Raw genomic sequence first — 21,011 nt, 5'->3', positions numbered from 1 at the left:
CGGATGATTGCAACGTTCACTGCTCCTGCCAGCGGAGGTTCCAGACCACCTCCCAGGCGTGGCCGTCGGGATCGCTGAAGAACCCGGCGCGGCCGCCCCACTCCATCGCCCCGGCGGGCCGCAGTATCCGGGCGCCGGCGCGCCGCGCCCGCTCCAGCAGTGCGTCCACCGCCGCGGCCGAGGCGACATTGTGGGACAGCAGGACGCCGCCGCTGCCGGCCTCCACCCCGCCGTAGGCCGCCAGGTCCGCCGCGGGAAAGAGGGCCAGGCGGGTGCCGCCCGTGTCCAGCCAGGCCACGCCGCGGGAGCGCCCCGCCAGCGGCCAGCCGAGGCCGTCGTGGTAGAAAGCCAGGGCCCGGTCGAGGTCCGCGACCCCCAGGGTGATGGCGCTGATGACAGGCCGGCTCATTCCTCCTCTCCGCCGTCGGGCCGCGATGGATGCGCCCGCCACAGGAACCAGGCCATGCCGAGCAGCTGCAGCAGCAGCAGGAGGCCGAAGGCGGCGCGGTAGCCGGCCGGATCGTAGCCGGGACCGGGCGAGAACAGATCGATGATTTCGCCGATGCCCCACTGGGCGCCGAACGCCGCCACGAACACCAGCAGGTTGAGGCCGGTGTTGGCCCGCCCCGCCAGTTGTGCCGGGAAGCCCTGGGAGAGTGCGGCATAGTTGATCACGCCGGTGGTGCCGAAGAAGCCGAACAGGATCCACAGCCCGGTGCGCAGGGGCGCCCAGTCCAGCAGCAGGAGCGCCTGCACGGTCATGAACAGGGTCATGCCCCCGCTCGCGACGGTCATGGGCCGGATGCCGAACCGCCCGAGCCGCTCGGCCAGCGTGCCCATCAGCACGAACCCGACGACCATCGCCCCGGCCATGAAGGCGAGTACCGTGGCCGCGGGTCCGGCCTCCAGCCCCGCCACGTCCCGCAGCCACGGTCCCGCCCAGAGGCTCTGCACGGAGAGGAAGGTGGCCTGGGAGGCGACGGTCCACGGCACCACCCGCCAGAACAGCGGGCTGGAAAAGACGCGCGCCACACCGCGGAACTGCCCGGCCAGGCTGCCGCCGTCGCCGGGCGCCTGCCCGCGCTCCGGAACCACGGCGAAAATCAGCACCGCCACGGTCGCCGTGAGCAGCGCCAGCACCAGGAACACCCCGCGCCAGTCGGTGACCGCCAGGGCCAGCTCCACCGGCGCGGTGGCCGCCAGCGCCCCGAGACCGCCGGCACCCAGCTGCAGGCCGTTGACCAGTGGCAGACGCTCACGGGGGAACCAGTGCACGAAGGCATGAAACGCGGCCATCAGGCACGCGGAGACGCCGAAGCCGATGAGCGCCCGCCCCGCCACCAGCCCGGCCACGCTCTCCGCCCGGGCGAAGACGAACGCCCCCGCCGCGGCGCACAGCAGCAGCATCGACTCGGTGCGCCGGGAGCCGTAGCGGTCGAGCAGGATGCCCAGGGGCAGCTGGAAGGCGGCGAAGGCGAGGAAATAGGCGCTGGTCAGCAGCCCCAGGATTCCGGCGTCCAGGGCCAGCTCGGCGCCGAGGGCGGGACCGATGACCGCATTCACGGCGCGGAACAGGTAGGAGAGAAAGTACCCCAGGGCGAAAGGCACGAAGATGCGTGCCACCAGCGCGGGGGAGAGCATTGGCGGGGAAGCCGGGGTCATGGCGGCGTATTATGGCGCGCCGGCAAGCCTTGAGCGAGTCCGGGCTACATGGTCAACTACGGCATGAATTCCGGATCCTCCATGGAGCGCCCCGCCGTGGCCCTGGTGCTGACCGCGCTGGTGGCCTACGGTCCGCTGTCCACCGATCTCTACCTGCCCTCGCTGCCGGCCATGACCGAGGCGTTCGGCACCAGCGTGTCCAGCGTCCAGCTGACCCTGAGCGTGTTCATGTGGGGCTTCGCGGTGGCCCAGCTGATCTACGGCCCGCTCTCCGATCGGCTCGGCCGCCGCCCGGTACTGCTCGGCGGCCTGGTGCTCTACGTGCTGGCGAGCATGGCCTGCGTCCTCGCCGATTCCATCGCCACCCTGATCGCCGCCCGTTTCCTGCAGGCCCTGGGCGCCTGCGCGGGCCCGGTGCTGGGACGCGCCATCGTACGCGACATCTACGGCCGCGAGCGGGCCGCCCGGGCGCTTTCGTTCATGGCCTCCGGCATGGCGCTGGTGCCGGCGGTGGCGCCGATCCTCGGCGGCTGGCTGCATACCGTCTTCGGCTGGCGTGCCAACTTCGCGGCCATGGCCGGCTTCGGGGCGCTGGTGCTGCTGTCGGTCTGGCTGATCCTGGCCGAGACCAACCGCTGGCGCGATGCGGGCGCCACCGGACCGCGCCGGATCCTGCGCAACTTCATCCGCCTCCTGGGGCACCGCGAGTTCGTGGGCCACAGCCTCTCGGTCGCGTTCTCCTTCGCCGCCCTGTTCAGCGTCATCTCCGGCCTTTCCTTCGTCGTCATCGACGTCCTCGGGGTGGCGGAACGCAACTTCGGCTACGTGTTCCTGTTCGTCGTGGCCGGCTACATCACCGGCACCTTCACCTCCGGGCGCCTGAGCCGGCGACTGCCCATCGAACGGCTGATCCGGGCCGGCGGCCTGATCGGGGTGGCCGCGGGCCTGGCCATGGCCGCGCTGGCATGGGCCGGGGTGGAGCGCATCTGGGCGGTGATGATCCCGGCCAGCTTCGTGTTCATGGCCGCGGGGCTGGTGATGCCCAACGGCATGGCCGGCGCCATCGGCCCCTTTCCCGCCATGGCCGGCGCCGCCTCCTCGCTGCTGGGTTTCCTGCAGATGGGTCTCGCCGCCGTGGGCGGTTACCTGGTGGGACTGTTCCATGACGGGACCACGCTGCCCATGGCGGTGGTGGTCCTGATCTGCACCGCGCTGACCTTCGCCGCCCACGGCCTGCTGGCGCACCGGGCCGGCGCCGATCCGGCCTCCGGGGAGGAGACATGAACGCATCCGGAACGAGACCCCTGGTCGCGGGCATTCACCATGTCAGCCTGCTGGTGGCAGACACCGGGCGGGCGCTGGAATTCTACCGTGACCTGCTGGGCCTGGAGCAGGACCCGCGGCGCCCCGAACTCGGCTATCCGGGCGCCTGGCTGGGGATCGGCGATCGGCAGCTGCATCTCATCGAGCTGCCGAATCCCGATGCGGCGGCGGAACGGCCGGAGCACGCCGGGCATGACCGCCACCTGGCCCTGCGGGTGACCGACATCGACCTCCTGCAGCAACGCCTGGAACGGGCTGCAATACCCTTCACCCGCAGTCGTTCGGGACGCGCGGCACTGTTCTGCCGCGATCCGGATGGCAACGGGCTGGAATTCATCGGCGCCTGAGCGGCGGAGCCGTTGGCGCCTCAGTCGGCGGGTTCCCGGCGGGCGTTGTAGATGAGGCCGCCCTCGTCACGGTAACGGCGCAGCACCGCCACGGCCTCCTCCCGGCAGATGTCCCGGGTCACGCGGATGCCCCGGCCGGCCAGCGCCTCGGCCCAGTCCGCGGCCTTGGGACCCTCGTCGAAACCGATGGCCCGGGCGTCGCTGTCGCGGGCCCCGCAGGTCAGCGACCGTACCCCGGACCACAGGGTTGCACCCTGGCACAGGGTGCAGGGCTCGGTGCTGGTGACCAGGCCGTGGGCGGCGAGCCCGGGCGCACTGAGATCGTAGTGGCCGACGCGCCGCTGGGCCAGCATGACGGCCACCACCTCCGCGTGCAGGACCGCGCACTGCTCCCGGTGCACCAGGTTGATGCCAGGCGCCACCAGGCGGCCGCCGTCCAGCTCGAACACCCCCGCGGCGAAGGGTCCGCCGGTCCCCTCCTCCACGTTGCGCTCGGACAGGGCCACCACCAGCGCCATCTGCTGCGCGGGCGTGGGGAAGTGCGTCCCCTGTTCGGCAAGGAACTGTTCCACCCAGGCAGGCAGGTGGAAGCTGAAAGCGGAAGGCTCCATGGTCAACGGCTGGCGGGCCGCGGCAGAACCCGGCGCAGCAGCAGGTAGCCGGCCACGGCGGCCACGAGGGAACCGCCCAGCACTCCGAGCCGCACGGCAACCGCGTAGTCCAGCCCGTCCTGCTCGAAGGCCAGCGAGCCGATGAACAGGCTCATGGTGAAGCCGATCCCGCACAGAATCGCCACGCCCAGGAGACCGGCCCAGGTCGACTGCTCCGGCAGCCGGGACCAGCCGAGAAGTATGGGAACGGCGCTGAAACTGAAAACCCCCACCGTCTTGCCCAGCAGCAGTCCCAGGGCGATGCCGAGGGGTATCGGCTCGAGCAGGCTGGCGGGGGTCAGGCCGGTGAAGGAGACCCCGGCGTTGGCGAATGCGAACAGGGGCAGGATGCCATAGGCCACCCAGGGATGGAGGCGGTGTTCCAGTTCGCGCAGCGGCGAGCGCTCCGGGTCGCGTGGATCACGCAGGGGAATGGCCAGCCCCAGGGCCACGCCGGCCAGGGTGGCGTGCACGCCGGACTTGAGCACGCAGACCCAGAGAAAGATGCCCACCAGGATATAGGGTGCCGTGCTGCTGACGCGGGCCCGGTTCAGGATCACCAGGGTGCCGGTACCCACCAGCGCCAGGAGCAGCATGGTGGGGGACAGGTTGCTGGTGTAGAAGGCGGCGATGATGAGGATGGCCCCCATGTCGTCGAGTATGGCCAGCGCCGTCAGGAAGACCTTCAGCGACAGGGGCACACGGTCGCCCAGCAGCGCCAGCACCCCCAGGGCGAAGGCGATGTCGGTGGCCGTGGGTATGGCCCAGCCCTCCAGGGCCACGGGATCGCCGAGGTTGAAGGCGGTGTAGATGAGGGCGGGAACGGCCATGCCGCCCACGGCCGCGATGGCCGGCAGGATCACCTGGCGCGGATCGGAGAGCTGCCCCGCGAGCATTTCGCGCTTGATCTCCAGGCCGACGAGGAAGAAGAACACGGCCATCAGGCCGTCGTTGATCCACAGCAGGAGGGGTTTGGCCAGGTGCAGCCCGCCGATGCGGATCTCCACCGGGATGTCCAGAAAGCCGGCGTAGAGCCTGTCCAGCGGAGAGTTGGCCAGCACCAGCGCCAGCGCGGCGGCGAATATGAGCAGGATGCCGCCCGCGGACTCGAGCTTGTAGAACTCGCGCAGCAGTGGAAGCGTGCCTTCCGGACGGCTCATGGTTTCTCCAGGTCGGGGGGCAATCGGTTCAGGTACCGCCGGTGTATCAGTTGAGGTTCCTGAACACGGTGTCCAGCAGCCGCCGCAGCTCGTTCTGCCGGGTCTTGTCCAGGCCCTGGTAGGCCTGTTCCCGCAGTTCGTAGACCACCGGCATCACCACATTTTGCAACTCCCGCCCGGCGGGCGTGAGGTGGACCTGGTAGCTGCGGCGGTCGTCCGGGTCCCGATCCCGCTGGACCAGCCCCTTGCGCTCCACCTTCGCGATGATGCGGGTGATGTTGGGCTTGTCCTTGAGCAGCAGTTCGGCCAACGTGCTCTGGGAGACCCCCTCGCCTTCCCACAGCTGCACCAGGACCGCGTACTGCTCGGTGGTCAGGTCGAAGGGTCGCAGCCGCTGGGCCAGCTCGAGGCGCAGTCGGGCCGCGGTCTTCAGCAGTGCGAATCCAAGGCTGGAGTCGGTTCTTTCCGGCATTCAGGCAGGCCCTCGGTGAGCGCGGTTACGTATCCATGGGAGCTGTCATCCGAATTCCATTCCGCACGTGGATGCGCTGGTCGCCCTCCGGCACTCCGCCAGCGGCCCCGCATCAGCGAACCCGGGCCGATTATTTCACATCACTGGACAACGTTCACAATTCCATTGTCGCTTTGACCGGTCGAACGGGTTCCGGCTATTTGCCAGTGCCCGGCCGGCCGGGTAAAGTTGCTAGCCGCGCGGCCCTGCACGAGCGCCAGCGGCATGGCCGGAAATCCGCTTCCGTGACGGCTTTCCGCGCCACCCGGCCAATCCATGATCGTCGTATCCTGTCACCGAGACTCATGACCCCGCTCGAGCGTTATCAGCATGATCTCCTGCGCGATGACTTCCTGCCCGACGCGGCCCAGGAAACCGCGGTGCGGCACCTGCAGACGCTCCACGATGCACTGCTGGCGGCGGAGACGGCGGAGCGTTCCTGGAGCGCCCGTCTGCGCCGGCGCTTCTCCCGCGGGCCCACGGAACCCGTCCGCGGGCTCTATTTCTGGGGCGGCGTGGGGCGCGGCAAGACCTATCTCGTGGACACCTTCTATGAATGCCTGCCGTTCGAACAGAAGATGCGCATGCACTTCCACCGCTTCATGCAGTGGGTGCACCACGAACTGGATCACCTCAAGGGCCGGCCCGACCCCCTGCTGAGTGTCGGCGAGCGCCTCGCCGCCCAGGCCCGGGTGCTGTGCTTCGACGAGTTCCATGTCGCGGACATCGCCGATGCCATGGTGCTCGGCGGACTGATGCAGGCGCTGTTCGCCAACGGCGTGACCCTGGTCGCCACCTCCAACATCATCCCCGACGAGCTCTACCGCAACGGGTTGCAGCGCCAGCGTTTCCTGCCGGCCATCGAGCTCATCAAGCGCCACACCCGGGTGATCAACGTGGACGGTGGCGTGGACTACCGGCTGCGTACCCTGGAGAAGGCGGAGATCTACCACTGGCCGCTGGATGCGGCCGCCGAATCGAGCCTGCGCGAGAGCTTCCTGAAGCTGGCGCCGGAACCGGGCATGGAAGGCGAGATCCTGGAAATCGAGGGCCGCACCCTGTCCACCCGCAGCTGTGCCGACGACGTGGCCTGGTTCGACTTCACGACCCTCTGCGACGGTCCCCGCAGCCAGAACGACTACATCGAGCTGGCACGGCAGTTCCATGCCGTGCTGGTGAGCGGTGTGCCGATGATGGACGACGAGCAGGCAGACCAGGCGCGCCGGTTCATCAGCCTGGTGGACGAGTTCTACGACCGCAACGTGAAGCTGATTCTCTCCGCCGCCGCGCCGGTGGAGACGCTATACCGCGGCGAGCGTCTGCGCTTCGAGTTCGAGCGCACCCGCAGCCGGCTGCTGGAGATGCAGTCCCACGACTACCTGGCCCGCCCGCACCGGGCGTGAATGTGCGCATCAGCGCCGGGAAATGCGGCGCGACCCGGTGCATCCATCATCCATCCTTCCCCGGCTGATGGTAGAAATAGCGCCACGGACCGGCGCCCAGGGTCTCCAGGCGGGCCATGAGCCCGTCGCCGGGGACCGCTTCACCGGGAAACACGCCCCAGATCTCCACGAACAGGCGCCCCGCTCCCCCGTGCCGGCGCCAGTCGAGCCGTGCCGGAGTCGAGGCACACCCGCAGGCCGGGCAGCGCCACGCTGCTTCCGGGTCCATCCGCCAGCCCGCCAGGGCTGTCCGCCACTCCCGCAGCGGCGACGCGCAACCGGGGCAGCGGGGCGTCACGGCATTGCCGCCGACAAGCAGCTCCACCTGGCCCGGCGTCTGCCGGATGCGCAGGTGACAGGGCGGTCCATCGCCCTCCCCGTGCAGCGCCAGGGCCGGTGAGCAACCCAGAAAGGTCACATGCCAGAGCAGCTTCCCGCCCGGAGCGAGGCGCCCGGCCCCGGCATCGACGCTGTCCGGATGCACGAGGCCGAGATCCCGCAGGGCAGCGAGCAGCGCATCGGGGGACGGTGTCCCGGCGTCGGGGTCGGCGGGCGTCAGTATCAGGCAGCTGTGGCTCATGGCATTCCGGTCGCTGGGCAACTGGTAACTGGCAACTTGCAACTGGCAACTGTACCACCACGACCCTCCCGGCCGGGTGCCGGAACCCCGCCCGGGATTCAAGGTCGAAACGAAGCATCGGGGAGGCTTCCTTCCGAACTGGTAAACTTCACCCTTCTGCGACCCGCCGGGGAGATTCATGCTGCAACGACTTCAACGCTTCTTCGAGACCCGCGTGCTGGAGCACCGGGACGAGCAGGGCCGTCACGGCGGTCACACGCTGCGGCTCGCCGCCGCGGTGCTGCTGGTGGAAATGACCCGGGCCGACTTCGAGGTGAGCCCGGAGGAGCGGACGGCGGTTCTGGAGGCGCTGCGCCGCGCCTTCGCCCTGCCCGAGGCGGAGCTGAAGGAGCTGCGGCGGCTGGCCGAGGCCGAGGCGCGCACGGCCATCTCCCTGTACCCGTTCACCGACCGCATCAACAGCAGTTACGATGCCGGGGAGAAGCGCGAGCTCATCCGCCTGCTGTGGCGGGTCGCCTATGCCGACGGCCGGGTGGACAAGTACGAGGACTACCTGGTGCGCAAGGTGGCGGAGCTGCTCTATGTTCCCCACCGGGATTTCATCCGCTGCAAGCACGAGGCCAAGGCCGAGATCGAGGCCGGACCGGGCCTCAGACCGGCTCCGCCACCGTGATGTGTTCCGGCTCCTGCAGCATCGGCTCCACGCAGGCCATTACCCGGCGCCGGGCATCGGAGGCGTACCACGCATCCCAGTGCTCCAGGGAACGCCAGTTGGATATCACCACGAAGTGGTTGTTATCCTCCACATCGCGCAGGATCTCGCCGGACAGGTAGCCGGGAGCGCGCACCGCCTCCTGGATGACCTCCCTGACGACCCGTTCCAGTTCCTCTCGCATGCCCTCCACGAACTGCCGCTCGATGAGTACGCGGATCATGGCTGTCTCCCGTGAATATGACTTTGTGCATCTTTTCCCAAGGGTAACCCAACGACGCCGGCCCGGACACGCCGAACCGGGTGATTTCCTGGGATGAAAGGCGGCTGCGGGGGGCTCCCTGCGGGCGCGCCGCCGGCCGGCCATCTGCGGCGTTGCGCTTGCTTGAAAGGGGACCTGCCCTTCCTGCGCAAGCGCGCCTTGCATCTGAGCGGCCGGCGACTCGCTGAATGCACCTCCAGGAGTGACGCAGTACACTAGAATCGAATCAGCAGCGGTGCCGATACCAACAGGATACATCGCCTCCAGTGCGGTGCTCTGACCAGCGGGTGTCCAATGCGCAGAACCACGGTTTCCGATCCACCCCGCGTGCCCTGGCACACGATCGATCCCGAAGCGGTATTCGAGCAACTGGGCACCGGCCCGGAGGGACTGCCCCTGGACGAGGTGGAGTCGCGCCTCGAGCGCTACGGCCTCAACCAGCTACCGCAGCCGCGCCGGCGCGGCCCCCTGGCCCGGCTTGCCGACCAGTTCAACAACCTGCTTATCTACGTGCTGCTCGGCGCGGCGCTGGTCACCGCCCTCCTCGCCCACTGGGTGGACACCGGCGTCATCCTCGGGGTGGTGGTCATCAACGCGCTGATTGGCTTCCTCCAGGAAGGCAAGGCCGAGAAGGCGCTGGATGCCATCCGCGGCCTGCTCTCGCCCCAGGCGACGGTCATCCGTGCCGGCCGACGCCAGGTCCTGGCCGCCGAGCACCTGGTGCCCGGGGACGTGGTCGTACTCCAGTCCGGGGACAAGGTTCCGGCCGATCTGCGCCTGTTCCGGGTCCGTGACCTGCGCATCGAGGAAGCCTCTCTCACCGGGGAATCGGTACCGGTGGAAAAGGCCGCCACCGCGGTGGAGCCGGATGCCGTGCTCGGCGATCGCAGCAGCATGGCCTATGCCAGTACCCTGGTCACCTACGGCCAGGGCGCCGGCGTGGTGGTGGCCACCGGTGCCGGCACCGAAATCGGGCACATCAGTGCCATGCTCGGGCAGGTCCAGACCCTCACCACGCCGCTGCTGAAGCAGATCGCGCAGTTCGGCCGCTGGCTCACCGCGGCCATCCTCCTGCTGGGAGGGTTCACATTCCTGTTCGGCGTTCTGCTGCGTGACTACAGCGCCACCGATATGTTCCTGGCGGCCGTGGGGCTGGTGGTGGCCGCGATCCCGGAGGGTCTGCCGGCCATCATCACCATCACCCTGGCCATCGGCGTCCAGCGTATGGCGCGGCGCAACGGCATCATCCGCCTGCTGCCCGCGGTGGAGACCCTCGGCGCCGTTTCCGTCATCTGCTCGGACAAGACCGGGACGCTGACCCGCAACGAAATGACCGTGCAGGCGGTGGTCACGGCGGGGGCGTCCTACGGGGTGACGGGGGTGGGCTACGATCCCCACGGGGCGGTGATTCTCGACGGCCGTGACCAGGACCCGGCCGGGCAGCCGGAGCTGAATGAAATCGCCCGCGCCGCACTGCTCTGCAACGACGCCCAGGTGCGTGAGCGGGATGGCGCCTGGCAGCTGGACGGCGATCCCACCGAGGGAGCGCTCGTCACCCTGGCACTGAAGTGCGGGCTGGATGCCGACTATCAGCAGCAGCTGCTGCCGCGGGCGGACACGATACCCTTCGAATCCGAGCACCGGTTCATGGCCACCCTGCATCACGACCATGCCGGCCACGGCTTCGTCTACCTGAAGGGTGCGCCCGAGAAAGTGCTGGAGATGTGCACCCGCCAGCGCCGTGACGGCGAGGATCTGCCCATCGACCCCGACTACTGGCACGGCCGGGTCCTCGAGCTCGGCCGCAACGGCCTGCGCACCCTGGCGCTGGCGTTCCGGCCGACCGGGGATGATCACCGGGAACTCGCTTTCGCCGACGTGGATGGCGGGCTGACGCTGCTCGGACTGGTGGGGATCATCGATCCGCCCCGGCAGGAGGCCATCGAGGCGGTGGCCCGCTGCCGGTCGGCCGGGATCCGGGTCAAGATGATCACCGGGGATCATGCCGTCACCGCCATGGCCATCGCCGGCCAGATGGGGATCGGCGACGGCTCCGCCGCCCTGACGGGAGCCGAGCTCGAGCACCTGGACGACGCGGCCCTGTGCCAGCGGGTCGGTGGTGTGGACGTCTTCGCCCGCACCAGCCCCGAGCACAAGCTGCGCCTGGTCACCGCGCTCCAGGCCGAGGGCCAGGTGGTGGCCATGACCGGCGACGGGGTGAACGATGCCCCGGCCCTGAAGCGCAGCAACGTCGGTGTGGCAATGGGCCGGAAGGGAACCGAGGTGGCCAAGGAGGCCGCCGAGATGGTGCTGGCCGACGACAATTTCGCCTCCATCGCCCACGCGGTGGAGGAAGGCAGGACGGTCTACGACAACATCAAGAAATCGATTCTCTTCATCCTGCCCACCAACGGCGCCGAGGCCCTGATTCTCGTGGCCGCGGTGGTGCTGGGGCGGTCGCTGCCCATCACGCCGGTGCAGATCCTGTGGGTGAACATGATCACCGCGGTGACCCTGGCGCTCTCGCTCGCCTTCGAGCCGCCGGAACAGGATGTCATGGGTCGTCCACCGCGCCGTGCCGAGGAACCGATCCTCTCCAGGTTCCTGGTCTGGCGCATCATCTTCGTCTCCATCATCGCCGTGATTGGCAGCTTCGGCCTGTTCATCTACGAGCGCCAGGCGGGCATGGACGTGGAATACGCGCGCACCGTCGCCGTCAACACCCTGGTGATGTTCGAGGCCTTCTACCTCCTCAACACCCGCTACATCGATCGTTCGGTGCTGTCCCGGGAGGGACTCCTGGGCAACCGCTACGTGCTCTACGCCATCGTGGTGGTGGTCCTGTTCCAGCTCCTCTACACCTACCTGCCCTGGATGCAGCTGCTGTTCCAGTCCCGACCGCTGGAGGGCATGACCTGGCTGCGCATCGTCCCCGTGGCCGCCTCGGTGTTTGTCCTGGTGGAGATGGAGAAGGCTCTGTACCCGTACCTGCGCCGCCGCGGGTCGTCCTGAACAAGGGGGATTTGAACATGGACATCCAGTTCCTGGGCGCCGCGGGCGAGGTCACCGGCTCCTGCCACCTGCTGCGCGTGAACGGTCGCCGCATCCTGCTCGAATGCGGCCTGATCCAGGGCACCCGCCAGGCGGAAGCCCGCAACGCCAAGCCGTTTCCCTTCAAGGCCGCGGAGATCGACGCGGTGATTCTCAGCCATGCCCACATCGATCACTCCGGTCGCCTCCCCCTCCTCTACAAGTCCGGCTTCCGCGGACCGGTCTACACCCACGGAGCGACCCGTGATCTGTGCTCCATCATGCTGCGCGACTCGGCCTACCTCATGGAGAAGGATGCCGAGTGGGACAACCGCAAGCGGCAGCGCAAGGGGCTGGAGATGGTCCAGCCGCTCTACACCCGCAGGGATGCCGAGCGGGTCGTGGAGCTGTTCTCGCCGCTGGACTACGACAGCGAGATCGAGGTGGTGCCGGGGGTGCGCCTGCGCCTGCGCGATGCCGGGCACATCCTGGGCTCGGCCATCGTGGAGCTGTGGCTGGAGGAGAAGGGCGTACGGCGCAAGGTGGTGTTCAGCGGCGATCTCGGTCACCGGGGCGCCCCCATACTCCGCGATCCCGTCCAGGTAAAGGATGCCGACCTGGTGCTGATGGAGAGTACCTACGGCAATCGCCTGCACCGGAGCTGGGAAGCGACCTGGCAGGAGCTCGGTGAGATCCTGGAGAAGACCCGGCGCGACGCGGGGAACATCCTCATACCCGCCTTCGCCGTGGGCCGGACGCAGGAACTGCTCTACCTGTTCGGTCTCAACTACGAACGCTGGGGGCTCGATCGCTGGGATGTCTTCCTCGACAGCCCCCTGGCCATCGAGGCCACCGAGATCCACGCCCGCCACACCGAGCTCTACGATCGGGAAGCCGCGCGGGAGAACCACATCAACGGCAGCCTGTTCGCCCTCCCCAACCTGCACATCAGCCGTACCGCGGCCCAGTCCATGCGCCTGAACCGGATAAGCGCCGGCGCCATCATCATCGCCGGCAGCGGGATGTGCAACGGCGGTCGCATCAAGCACCACCTGAAGCACAACCTGTGGCGCCACAACTGCCACGTGATCATGATTGGATTCCAGGCGGCCGGCACCCTGGGCCGGCAGCTCGTGGATGGCGCGACCCATATCCGGTTGTGGGGGGAGACGATCCGGGTCGGCGCCGAGGTGCATACGGTGGGCGGCCTCTCCGCCCATGCGGACCAGCAGGGGCTGCTGGACTGGTACTGCGGATTCCGCGACCATCCGCCCGTCGTCCTGCTGCACGGCGAGCCAGAGGCGCAGGAACAGCTCGGGGCGCGACTGGAAGCCGAGTGTGGCGGTGCACGGGTGATCCGCCCTGAACCGGGCGAACGACTGGATCTGACCCATTTGCCCAACCGATGATATTTCCGATCAATCGATAGACCGCAGCAATCGAAGCCACGGGGCCGGGTGAACGCACCCCCCGGCCAAAACCCATACAAAAAGTCCAGTTTTCAGCGCTCATGGAAATGCTCTAGTGTAGGGAGCCGGCCCGACCGGACCTTGTACGGGACCATTTCCAGGATGGGGTGTATGTTTCGATATGCAGGACTCCTGCTGATTGCAGTGTGGTGTTCCCCGGGGGCGGCCATCACCGTGCCTGACTATTCGTCCGCCCGGCAGGCTTTTCTCGAGGCCCGCGCCGCGCTGGACGCCGGCGACCGGCCGCGCTTCGAGAGCCGGCTGAAGACCCTGCGCGACTACCCCCTCTACCCCTACCTCCTCTACTGGGATCTGCGTGCGCGCCTGGGGACGGTCGAACCGGTTGAGGTCACGGAATTTCTCGACCGCCATGGCGAGCTGCCTCCGGCCCGGTGGCTGCTGGAGGCCTGGCTGGACAAGCTGGCCGATCAGGGCGACTGGAGCACCTACCTGGCATTCCACCGGCCCGGTCTCGGCACCAGCCAGTCCTGCCAGCGTCTCCAGGCACTGCTGTCGACAGGCCAGGCGGAAACGGCTCTCGCGGAGGTGGAGGCCTTGTGGCTGTCGGGTCGTTCCCAGCCGAAAGCGTGCGACCCGGTGTTCGACGCCTGGCGTGATGCCGGCCAGCTGTCGCCGGAGCGGGTCTGGGGACGCGTCGAGCTGGCCATGGAAGAGGGCCAGACCGGCCTCGCCCGCTACCTGAAGCGCTATCTGCCCGCAGGAGAGGCGGAGTGGGTGGAACGCTGGATCGAAATCCACGGACACCCGCAGAAGGTGCGGGAGCAGATCCCCGCTGTTCGCGCCCATCCACGGGCCGCGCAGATGGTGGTGCATGCCCTGCGCCGCCTGGCGTGGCGCGACCAGGACCTGACCGCGCGTCTGTGGGAGCAGTACCGGGCCGAAGGCGGGTTCACCGACGGGCAGGCGGAGCGCGTTACGGCGCGTCTGGCGCTGGCCATGGCCATGCGGAAACATCCCGATGCCGCGGTCTGGCTGCAGCGGGCCGCGGCAAGCGATCCCGATCTCGCCGGCTGGTGGGTGCGGGAGGCGGTTCGCGCTGGCGACTGGGCACAGATCCTGGCCCGCATCGATGCCCTGAAACCCGAGGTCGCCGCCGAGGAGAGCTGGCGCTACTGGAAAGCGCGCGCCCTCGAGGAGACGGGCAGACGGGCTGAAGCGGAGGCCATCTACGCAAACCTGGCCCGGGAACGCAGCTACTACGGATTTCTCGCCGCCGATCGCCTGGGGAGCGAATACCAGTTCAACGATCGCCCCCTGCGCTACGATGACGCGCAGCTGTCCGCGCTGCTCGAGCGCTGGCCGGGGCTGGTGCGCTCGCGTGAGCTCCACCTGGCCGGACTGGAGCTGGACTCGCGCCGGGAGTGGTACACGGAGATAGGGCGGATGGGGGACGAGGAGCTCAAGCAGGCAGCCAAGCTCGCCCATCTGTGGGGGTGGCATGATCGGGCCATTCTGACCGTGGCCAGGGCGGACGCCTTTGACGACCTGTCGCTGCGCTTTCCGCTGGCCTTCGGTGACGCGGTGGAGCGCGAAGCCCGGGAGCGCGAGCTCGATCCGTCCTGGGTGTACGCGATGCTGCGCCAGGAGAGCGCGTTCCGTCCCGAGGCCCGCTCGCCGGTGGGCGCCCGGGGACTGATGCAGCTGATGCCGAAGACCGCCGATCTGGTCGCCCGCAGTCTCAACACCCGCATCTCCAGCTACGAGAGGCTCTATGAGCCCGAGTTCAACATCCGCCTGGGGACCACCTATCTGCGGCGGGTGCTGGACCGGCACGACTCCAACCCGGTCCTGGCCACAGCGGCCTACAACGCCGGGCCGCACCGGGTCGACCAGTGGCTGCCCGAGGATGGTCCCTGGACGCCGGATCGCTGGGTGGAATCGGTCCCCTTCTCCGAGACCCGGACCTACCTGCAGCGGGTGTTCGCCTATACCGCCATCTACGATCACCGGCAGCAGCGCAGGGTCGAACCACTGAGCCGGCGCATGCCGAAGGTACAGCCGGCCGCGGCCTCCCCGACGGACGACGACTGAACCCCTCGCCGGCGGCGCTCAGGCCTCTCCCTGCACGGGGCGCGAACGGCCCTCGGCGTCCACGGCCACGTAGGTCAGGGTGGCCTCGGTCACCTTCGCGCATTCGCGGCGGGTCGGGTAGCGCTGGGCGAACACCTGGACCTCAACGGTGATGGAGGTGCGCCCCACCCGCTTGACCTCGGCGAAAAAGCTCACCACGTCGCCGACGAACACGGGACGGTGGAATTCGAAGTGGTTCACGGCCACCGTCACCACCCGCCCCCCGGCGGCCTCCACCGCCGGGATGCTGCCGGCCACGTCCACCTGCGACATGATCCAGCCTCCGAATACATCCCCGTTGGGATTGGTGTCGCTGGGCATGGCCACGAGCCGGATTGACGGCTGCCGCTCGACCGGAAAGGCTGTATCCTGACTGCTCACAAGGCCTCCGTTCCCCATTGGAACACTCCGGGATTCTACTGCCCCTGGAGCGGGCAATGCCAGCGCCGGGGGTGCGGGGGAATGCGTCGGCAAGGCCATTCCACCCCTCCCTCACCTGCCCCGTGGCGACAGGCACGATACGGTTAGCAAACGACCTGGGATTGCACATGAGCCAGCAGACGGAACAACCCGCGGCCACCTTCCATTGGCAGGATCCCCTCGATCTCGAAAGCCAGCTCTCTCCCGCGGAACGGAGCATCCGCGACGTCGCCGCCCGGTTCGCCCGGGAACGGCTTGCACCGGGCGTTCGCCGGGCCCATCGTGAGGAAGGCTTCGATCCCGGGCTGCTGCGGGAGCTCGGCGCCCTGGGCTTCCTCGGGCCAACGCTCAGCGGCTACGGCTGCGCCGGCACCGGCCACGTGGGTTACGGATTGATGGCCCGGGAGCTGGAGCGGGTGGACAGCGCCTACCGGACCGTACTCAGCGTCCAGTCGAGCCTGGTGATGTATCCCATTCACCGCTTCGGTTCGGAGGAGCAGCGCGCCCGTTACCTGCCGCGGCTCGCCCGGGGCGAGCTCATCGGCTGCTTCGCGCTTACCGAACCGGAGCACGGTTCCGATCCGGGCGGCATGGACACCCGGGCAACCCCGGTTGCCGGAGGCTATCGGCTGTACGGGAACAAGACCTGGATCACCAACGCCGCCATCGCCGACCTGTGCCTGGTCTGGGCCCGGGTGGACGGCGACGGCATCCGCGGATTCCTGGTCGAGCGGGGGGGCCAGGGGCTCGCCACCCGGACCATCGAGGGCAAGTTCTCGCTGCGCGCCTCCAACACGGGCGAAATCCACCTCGACGGGGCATTCGTGCCGGAGGAGCGGGTGCTGCCCGGCGCCCGGGGACTCGGCGGGCCCTTCGCCTGCCTGAACCAGGCCCGCTACGGCATCGCCTGGGGTGTCATGGGCGCGGCGGAGGCGTGCTGGCACACCGCCCGGGACTACACCCTGGAACGGCGGCAGTTCGGCCGCCCCCTCGCCGCCAACCAGCTGGTACAGCGCAAGCTTGCCGACATGCAGGGCGAAATCACCCTGGGCTTACAGGGCGTGCTGCGCCTGGGGCGGCTGTTCGAGGCCGGGGCGGGGACGCCGGAGGCGGTCTCCCTGCTCAAGCGCAACAACTGCGGCAAGGCGCTGGATATCGCCCGCCAGGCGCGCGACCTGCTGGGCGCCAACGGCATCAGCGACGCCTACCCGGTGATCCGGCACCTGCTCAACCTCGAAACGGTCAACACCTACGAGGGCACCCATGACATCCACGCCCTGATACTCGGACGCGCCATGACGGGTATCCAGGCTTTCACCGGGTGATCGGCGGCTCGATGCCGCGGACGGGGACGAACGGGCGGGATGCGCCTTCGACAGCCATGCACAGGAGACATGAGACGTGAACGACAAGCATGCCGGTGGAATCAAGGTCGGTGACAGCGCCAGTTTCCGCAAGACCGTCACCGAGGCGGACGTCACCCTCTATGCCGGGATTACCGGCGATCTCAACCCCGCCCACATTGACGAGATATTCGCCCGCGAATCGATGTTCAAGGAACGTATCGCCCATGGAATGCTGACCGCCGGTCTCATCTCGGCCGTGCTCGGCACCCGCCTGCCCGGACCCGGAACCATCTACCTGGGACAGACACTGAATTTCCTGGCGCCGGTGCATATCGGCGACACGATCACGGCGACCGTCGAGGTACTGGAACTTGTCGCCGGAGGCAAACGGGCACGGCTGAAGACCGCCTGCACCAATCAGGACGGCGCCACGGTCCTGGAGGGCGAAGCGACGGTGATGCCGCCCCGCCGGATCAGGGTGTGATAATGACGGGGGTGCCCACCTTGACCAGCGCGAACAATTCGCGGATGTCACCATCCCAGAGCGCGATGCAGCCCTCGGTCCAGTCGCGGTGGGCGCCGAATCCATGGATGAAGATGGCGCCGCCGAGGACCGTATCCCAGGGCGGCGAGGTGCCGTTGTCTATGGCACGGCTTATCCGGCGGAACTCTTCCCGGGTGATGCGTCCATCGAGAAAGGCCTTCTCCGCGTCGAGCCGGTTGGGATAGCTGAGGCCCAGTGACAGGTAGAAACGGCTGTCCGGGTTTTTCACCGAGACGTAGTATTCGCCTTCGGGTGTCCGCCCGTCCCCCTCATTCCGCTTGGGACCGGAAGGATTCTTGCCCAGCGCGACCGGGTAGCTCTTCAACAGCCGATCACCGGTATAGAGCGCCAGGGTCCTGGAGCTCTTGTGGACCAGGATACGCAGGGGGCCTTCGGCCACAGGAGCGGGCGCGGGCGACTGCTGCCGCCCCGCTTCCCGTTGCGGGTCCATCGTTTCCGTGGAAGCCGGTGCCGGCGCCGGTTTCTCGGCTACGGCGCAGCCGCCAAGCAGGGAGATCAGGAGCAGACAGGGAAGAAGACGGAGCATGGCAGCTGGCGCAACCGGATAATCACGGGCGGGATGGCTGTAAACGGACATGGCCTGTTTTGCACCGGAAGGCAGGACCCCTCCCGCCGGAACCTGCGGGTCGGCTGCCCCGGACCGCGGCCATGCGGGTCCGGGGCCAATCATGCTACTTGATGAGCAGGTCGTCCAGAGTCTTCCCGGAGGAGATGGCGGCGCCGACCCAGCGGGGCTGCTTGCCGCGGCCGGTCCAGGTTTCCTTTGCATTGTCCGGGTTCCGGTACTTCGGCTTGACCTTCATCTTGGGCTTGGCCTTGGCCTTGGTCTTGGCGACGGCCTTCTTGCGCGGGACGCGGGTCTTCGGCTTCGCGCCGCCGGGAGTCGAGAACAGCCCGGCGATTTCCTCGGCGCCGAGACCAAGCCGGCTGATCTGGCGGGCGACTGCCTTGAACTCGGAGGAAGCGGTCAGGGCGGAAACCTTGTCCTGGAACTCCTTCTGCTCGATCTGCTGCTGGAGCGCTTCCAGTTCGGCTTTCATTTCGTTGATGGTTTTCTGCTTCCTGGGTCTGGGCATCGTTACTCTCCGGATTATCGTTTCGAATCGGTTTCAGATACCAATTCCTGGGTTTTATATCGGCTGTCCTGGTTCGCCCCTATTCGCGTCGGGTTAAATATTAATAATCATCCGGCATAATGACAAGGAATACAGGAAGTATTTTCCACATTACGGATATTGTCGCTTCCGAACGCCCGGATTCCGACGATCCACTATAATCAGGCGCCGTGACGTCGGTTCCAGAGAGCGAGACATCCCTTGTATCACACTCTATCCATCAGCACGCTGCCGGTACCGGCGCCGGATGAAACCTGGGTACTGCTGGAGAGCGCGCGGCCCGACCGTGAAAACCGTTACTCCTATGTTTTCCGCGCTCCCGTGCGTGAGATTCTCCTCGAGCGCCCGGAAGAGGCCGAGTCGTTCCTCGGGACCCTTGAAGACCTGCGTGGCCGGTACTGGCTGGCCGGGTACCTGACATTCGAACTCGCCTACGCCCTGGAACCGAAGCTGCATGCCTGCATCCCTTCCCGCGACGGGCCACTGGCCTGGTTCGGCGTGTTCGAAAAGCCACACATCTTCGACCACAGGACCGGCACCTGGTCACCCGAACCGCCAGACACGCAATCCACGCTGCGCACCGACGCGGTTGCCGGCGACATGTCCGCTACGGCGGTTGAATATTCACCAGGGATTTCCCCCGGGGAATACGCCGCGGCTGTTTCGGAAATCCAGAATTGGCTGCGGGAAGGGGAAACCTACCAGGTGAATTTCACCTTCCCCGGCACCTGCCGCTCGCCCCTCCCCCCGTTCGAACTCTACTCCCGCCTGCGCGAGGCGCAGCGTGTTCCCTATTCCGCGTTTCTCCAGCACGGCGATCGCACGCTGCTGTCCCTCTCGCCCGAGCTGTTTTTCCGCGTCGAGGGCAACGCCATAACCACGCGCCCGATGAAGGGAACCGCTCCCCGCGGACGCAGCACCCGGGAGGATGGCCGCCGCCGCCGCGGCCTGCGCCGCGACCCGAAGAATCGTGCCGAAAACCTGATGATCGTCGACCTGCTGCGCAATGACCTCGGCCGGGTCTGCACGGCCGGGAGTGTGCGGGTGCCCCACCTGTTCCGGGTCGAGGCGCATCGAACCCTGCTGCAGATGACTTCGACCATCACGGGCACCCTCGACGATCACTGGACCCTGCCCTCTCTGCTGCATGGGCTCTATCCGTGCGGCTCGGTCACCGGCGCCCCCAAGCTGCACACCCTGGAACTCATCGCCGGAATAGAAACCGGGCCAAGGGGCGTCTACTGCGGCGCCATCGGCTTTACCGCGCCCGATGGACGCTGCACATTCAACGTGCCGATCCGCACCCTGGAACGACATGCGGGCGAGAGGGACTGGCGCTTCCACACCGGCAGCGGCGTGGTTTACGGCGCCGATGCCGGAATGGAATGGCGGGAATGCCTGGGCAAGACGGCATTCCTCACCACGCCGACGCCGACCTTCGAACTGCTGGAGACCCTGCGCCTGGACGGCACGGGCATCACCCATGCCGATGCGCATCGCCGCCGGCTCGCCGCCTCGGCCCGCTACTGGGATTTCGAATTCGACCGGAAAGGCTGGGAACGACTGATCGGTACCCTCCGGGAGCACGCGGAGAACCGCCCGCAGATGGTGCGCATCCTCCTGGACCGCGGGGGCAGGCTGCGCTGGGAGCGCATGCCGCTGGAGGACGCCGCGACGACGACGCCCACGGTCCGCCTCAACCCTGAAGCGGTGGATCCAGAAAATCCCTACCTCTACCACAAGACTACCTGGCGACCCTGGTATGAGCAGACCATGGCGCGGATCCGCGCCGGAGATATTTTCGACGAGATCTATATCAATAGCCGGGGAGAGCTCACCGAGGGGGCCCGCACCAACCTCTTCGTGCGGTTGGAGGGGGCGCTTGTGACCCCGCCGGTGGAGTGCGGCCTGCTGCCTGGAATCCTGCGCGAGGCGCTGCTGCGCGGGGGCGAGTGCCGGGAAAGGGTTCTGCGGCCCGGCGACCTTGAGCGGGCGGAGGCCATCTACTGCGGCAACTCCGTTCGTGGCCTGGTCCGGGTCAACTGCGTCGGTCCGCAGCTGTCCTCAGAAGCCGGGCCGGCACATGGGCACAATAAAAAACTTTGATGGCTCAGGCGGTTGACAAGACCGGACCCCGTGGTTAATTTGTTCACCAAGCGCCGATTTGATCCACAGCTTGCGGGCGCTCAATAAATGCAGCTAAAGCGGGTGCCCTTAAAAGCCTGCTTTAGCCGATGCTGAAGCGGGCTTTTTTCGTTGCACGGAAATCGCCGATTTAATCGACAACTTGCAGGGCGATCAATAAATGCTGCTAAAGCGTTCGCGG

The 21,011-nt window shown here is 67.7% G+C and carries 20 protein-coding genes; 10 read left to right on the top strand and 10 right to left on the bottom strand.

The genetic code is table 11. The features are described from left to right. Positions 1–16: 16 nt before the first annotated feature. A complete protein-coding gene (locus tag DFQ59_RS05775) occupies positions 17–409 on the bottom strand; it encodes a VOC family protein (RefSeq protein WP_114278736.1) in 393 nt (130 codons plus the stop codon). Further along, positions 406–1,662 (bottom strand): MFS transporter, encoded by a 1,257-nt coding sequence (locus tag DFQ59_RS05770; RefSeq protein ID WP_114278735.1) that lies wholly within the window; start codon positions 1,660–1,662, stop codon positions 406–408. The genes DFQ59_RS05775 and DFQ59_RS05770 overlap by 4 nt, the downstream gene beginning before the upstream one ends. Positions 1,663–1,743: 81 nt before the next feature. Here DFQ59_RS05770 and DFQ59_RS05765 point away from each other — a divergent pair, with 81 nt between their 5' ends. Further along, positions 1,744–2,946 (top strand): multidrug effflux MFS transporter, encoded by a 1,203-nt coding sequence (locus DFQ59_RS05765; protein ID WP_211314799.1) that lies wholly within the window; start codon positions 1,744–1,746, stop codon positions 2,944–2,946. Next, entirely contained in the window at positions 2,943–3,332 is a 390-nt protein-coding gene (locus tag DFQ59_RS05760) for a VOC family protein (RefSeq protein ID WP_114278734.1), read from the top strand. The genes DFQ59_RS05765 and DFQ59_RS05760 overlap by 4 nt, the downstream gene beginning before the upstream one ends. 20 nt (positions 3,333–3,352) lie before the next feature. Here the strand turns inward: DFQ59_RS05760 and DFQ59_RS05755 are convergent, their stop codons facing one another. The 3 genes from DFQ59_RS05755 to DFQ59_RS05745 are packed head-to-tail and all read right to left on the bottom strand — an operon-like array spanning position 3,353 to position 5,614. Beyond that, positions 3,353–3,943: a nucleoside deaminase gene (locus DFQ59_RS05755; protein ID WP_114278733.1), complete on the bottom strand. Its 591-nt coding sequence runs from the start codon at positions 3,941–3,943 to the stop codon at positions 3,353–3,355. A 2-nt stretch (positions 3,944–3,945) separates the two neighbouring features. Next, positions 3,946–5,142 carry a Na+/H+ antiporter NhaA gene (gene nhaA / locus DFQ59_RS05750; protein ID WP_114278732.1) on the bottom strand — a complete coding sequence of 399 codons (1,197 nt, stop codon included), beginning with the start codon at positions 5,140–5,142 and terminating at the stop codon, positions 3,946–3,948. A gap of 46 nt (positions 5,143–5,188) precedes the next feature. Continuing rightward, positions 5,189–5,614 (bottom strand): MarR family winged helix-turn-helix transcriptional regulator, encoded by a 426-nt coding sequence (locus DFQ59_RS05745; RefSeq protein ID WP_114278731.1) that lies wholly within the window; start codon positions 5,612–5,614, stop codon positions 5,189–5,191. Positions 5,615–5,958: 344 nt separating this feature from the next. Here DFQ59_RS05745 and zapE point away from each other — a divergent pair, with 344 nt between their 5' ends. Then, a complete protein-coding gene (gene zapE, locus DFQ59_RS05740; RefSeq protein ID WP_114278730.1) occupies positions 5,959–7,056 on the top strand; it encodes a cell division protein ZapE in 1,098 nt (365 codons plus the stop codon). Positions 7,057–7,102: 46 nt separating this feature from the next. Here the strand turns inward: zapE and DFQ59_RS05735 are convergent, their stop codons facing one another. Beyond that, complete coding sequence (locus DFQ59_RS05735) at positions 7,103–7,675, bottom strand: hypothetical protein (protein WP_114278729.1); 573 nt, start codon at positions 7,673–7,675, stop codon at positions 7,103–7,105. A gap of 178 nt (positions 7,676–7,853) precedes the next feature. Here DFQ59_RS05735 and DFQ59_RS05730 point away from each other — a divergent pair, with 178 nt between their 5' ends. Continuing rightward, a complete protein-coding gene (locus tag DFQ59_RS05730; protein ID WP_114278728.1) occupies positions 7,854–8,348 on the top strand; it encodes a tellurite resistance TerB family protein in 495 nt (164 codons plus the stop codon). On the opposite strand, the gene DFQ59_RS05725 is transcribed toward DFQ59_RS05730, so the two are convergent. Then, positions 8,326–8,610 carry an antibiotic biosynthesis monooxygenase family protein gene (locus DFQ59_RS05725; protein WP_114278727.1) on the bottom strand — a complete coding sequence of 95 codons (285 nt, stop codon included), beginning with the start codon at positions 8,608–8,610 and terminating at the stop codon, positions 8,326–8,328. The two genes, DFQ59_RS05730 and DFQ59_RS05725, sit on opposite strands and share 23 nt — an antisense overlap. Positions 8,611–8,943: 333 nt before the next feature. On the opposite strand from DFQ59_RS05725, the gene DFQ59_RS05720 reads away from it, so the two are divergent. The 3 genes from DFQ59_RS05720 to DFQ59_RS05710 all read left to right on the top strand — a co-directional run bounded on the left by DFQ59_RS05720 (position 8,944) and on the right by DFQ59_RS05710 (position 15,200). After that, on the top strand, positions 8,944–11,661 hold the full coding sequence (locus tag DFQ59_RS05720; RefSeq protein WP_114278726.1) for a cation-transporting P-type ATPase: 2,718 nt from the start codon (positions 8,944–8,946) through the stop codon (positions 11,659–11,661). Positions 11,662–11,678: 17 nt separating this feature from the next. Further along, entirely contained in the window at positions 11,679–13,088 is a 1,410-nt protein-coding gene (locus tag DFQ59_RS05715) for an MBL fold metallo-hydrolase RNA specificity domain-containing protein (protein WP_114278725.1), read from the top strand. Between the two features lie 234 nt (positions 13,089–13,322). Next, positions 13,323–15,200 carry a transglycosylase SLT domain-containing protein gene (locus tag DFQ59_RS05710; RefSeq protein ID WP_170142053.1) on the top strand — a complete coding sequence of 626 codons (1,878 nt, stop codon included), beginning with the start codon at positions 13,323–13,325 and terminating at the stop codon, positions 15,198–15,200. 18 nt (positions 15,201–15,218) lie between these two features. Here DFQ59_RS05710 and DFQ59_RS05705 read toward each other — a convergent pair whose 3' ends face one another. Next, on the bottom strand, positions 15,219–15,620 hold the full coding sequence (locus DFQ59_RS05705) for an acyl-CoA thioesterase (protein WP_425450999.1): 402 nt from the start codon (positions 15,618–15,620) through the stop codon (positions 15,219–15,221). 167 nt (positions 15,621–15,787) lie between these two features. Between DFQ59_RS05705 and DFQ59_RS05700 the strand changes: the two genes are divergently transcribed. After that, positions 15,788–16,984 carry an acyl-CoA dehydrogenase gene (locus tag DFQ59_RS05700; protein ID WP_114278722.1) on the top strand — a complete coding sequence of 399 codons (1,197 nt, stop codon included), beginning with the start codon at positions 15,788–15,790 and terminating at the stop codon, positions 16,982–16,984. A gap of 76 nt (positions 16,985–17,060) precedes the next feature. Then, complete coding sequence (locus DFQ59_RS05695; RefSeq protein WP_114278721.1) at positions 17,061–17,489, top strand: MaoC family dehydratase; 429 nt, start codon at positions 17,061–17,063, stop codon at positions 17,487–17,489. Here the strand turns inward: DFQ59_RS05695 and DFQ59_RS05690 are convergent. Next, positions 17,479–18,000 carry a L,D-transpeptidase family protein gene (locus tag DFQ59_RS05690; protein ID WP_114278720.1) on the bottom strand — a complete coding sequence of 174 codons (522 nt, stop codon included), beginning with the start codon at positions 17,998–18,000 and terminating at the stop codon, positions 17,479–17,481. The genes DFQ59_RS05695 and DFQ59_RS05690 overlap by 11 nt on opposite strands. A gap of 241 nt (positions 18,001–18,241) precedes the next feature. Then, on the bottom strand, positions 18,242–18,646 hold the full coding sequence (locus DFQ59_RS05685; RefSeq protein ID WP_114278719.1) for an H-NS histone family protein: 405 nt from the start codon (positions 18,644–18,646) through the stop codon (positions 18,242–18,244). A gap of 240 nt (positions 18,647–18,886) precedes the next feature. Between DFQ59_RS05685 and pabB the strand changes: the two genes are divergently transcribed. Next, the gene (gene pabB / locus DFQ59_RS05680) at positions 18,887–20,791 is read left to right on the top strand and encodes an aminodeoxychorismate synthase component I (protein ID WP_114278718.1); all 1,905 of its coding nucleotides are present in this window, start codon (positions 18,887–18,889) and stop codon (positions 20,789–20,791) included. Positions 20,792–21,011 lie beyond the last annotated feature (220 nt).

It is taken from the genome of Thioalbus denitrificans, from assembly GCF_003337735.1.
Lineage (GTDB): Bacteria > Pseudomonadota > Gammaproteobacteria > DSM-26407 > DSM-26407 > Thioalbus > Thioalbus denitrificans.
This window is presented reverse-complemented; position numbering and strand designations above follow the sequence as displayed.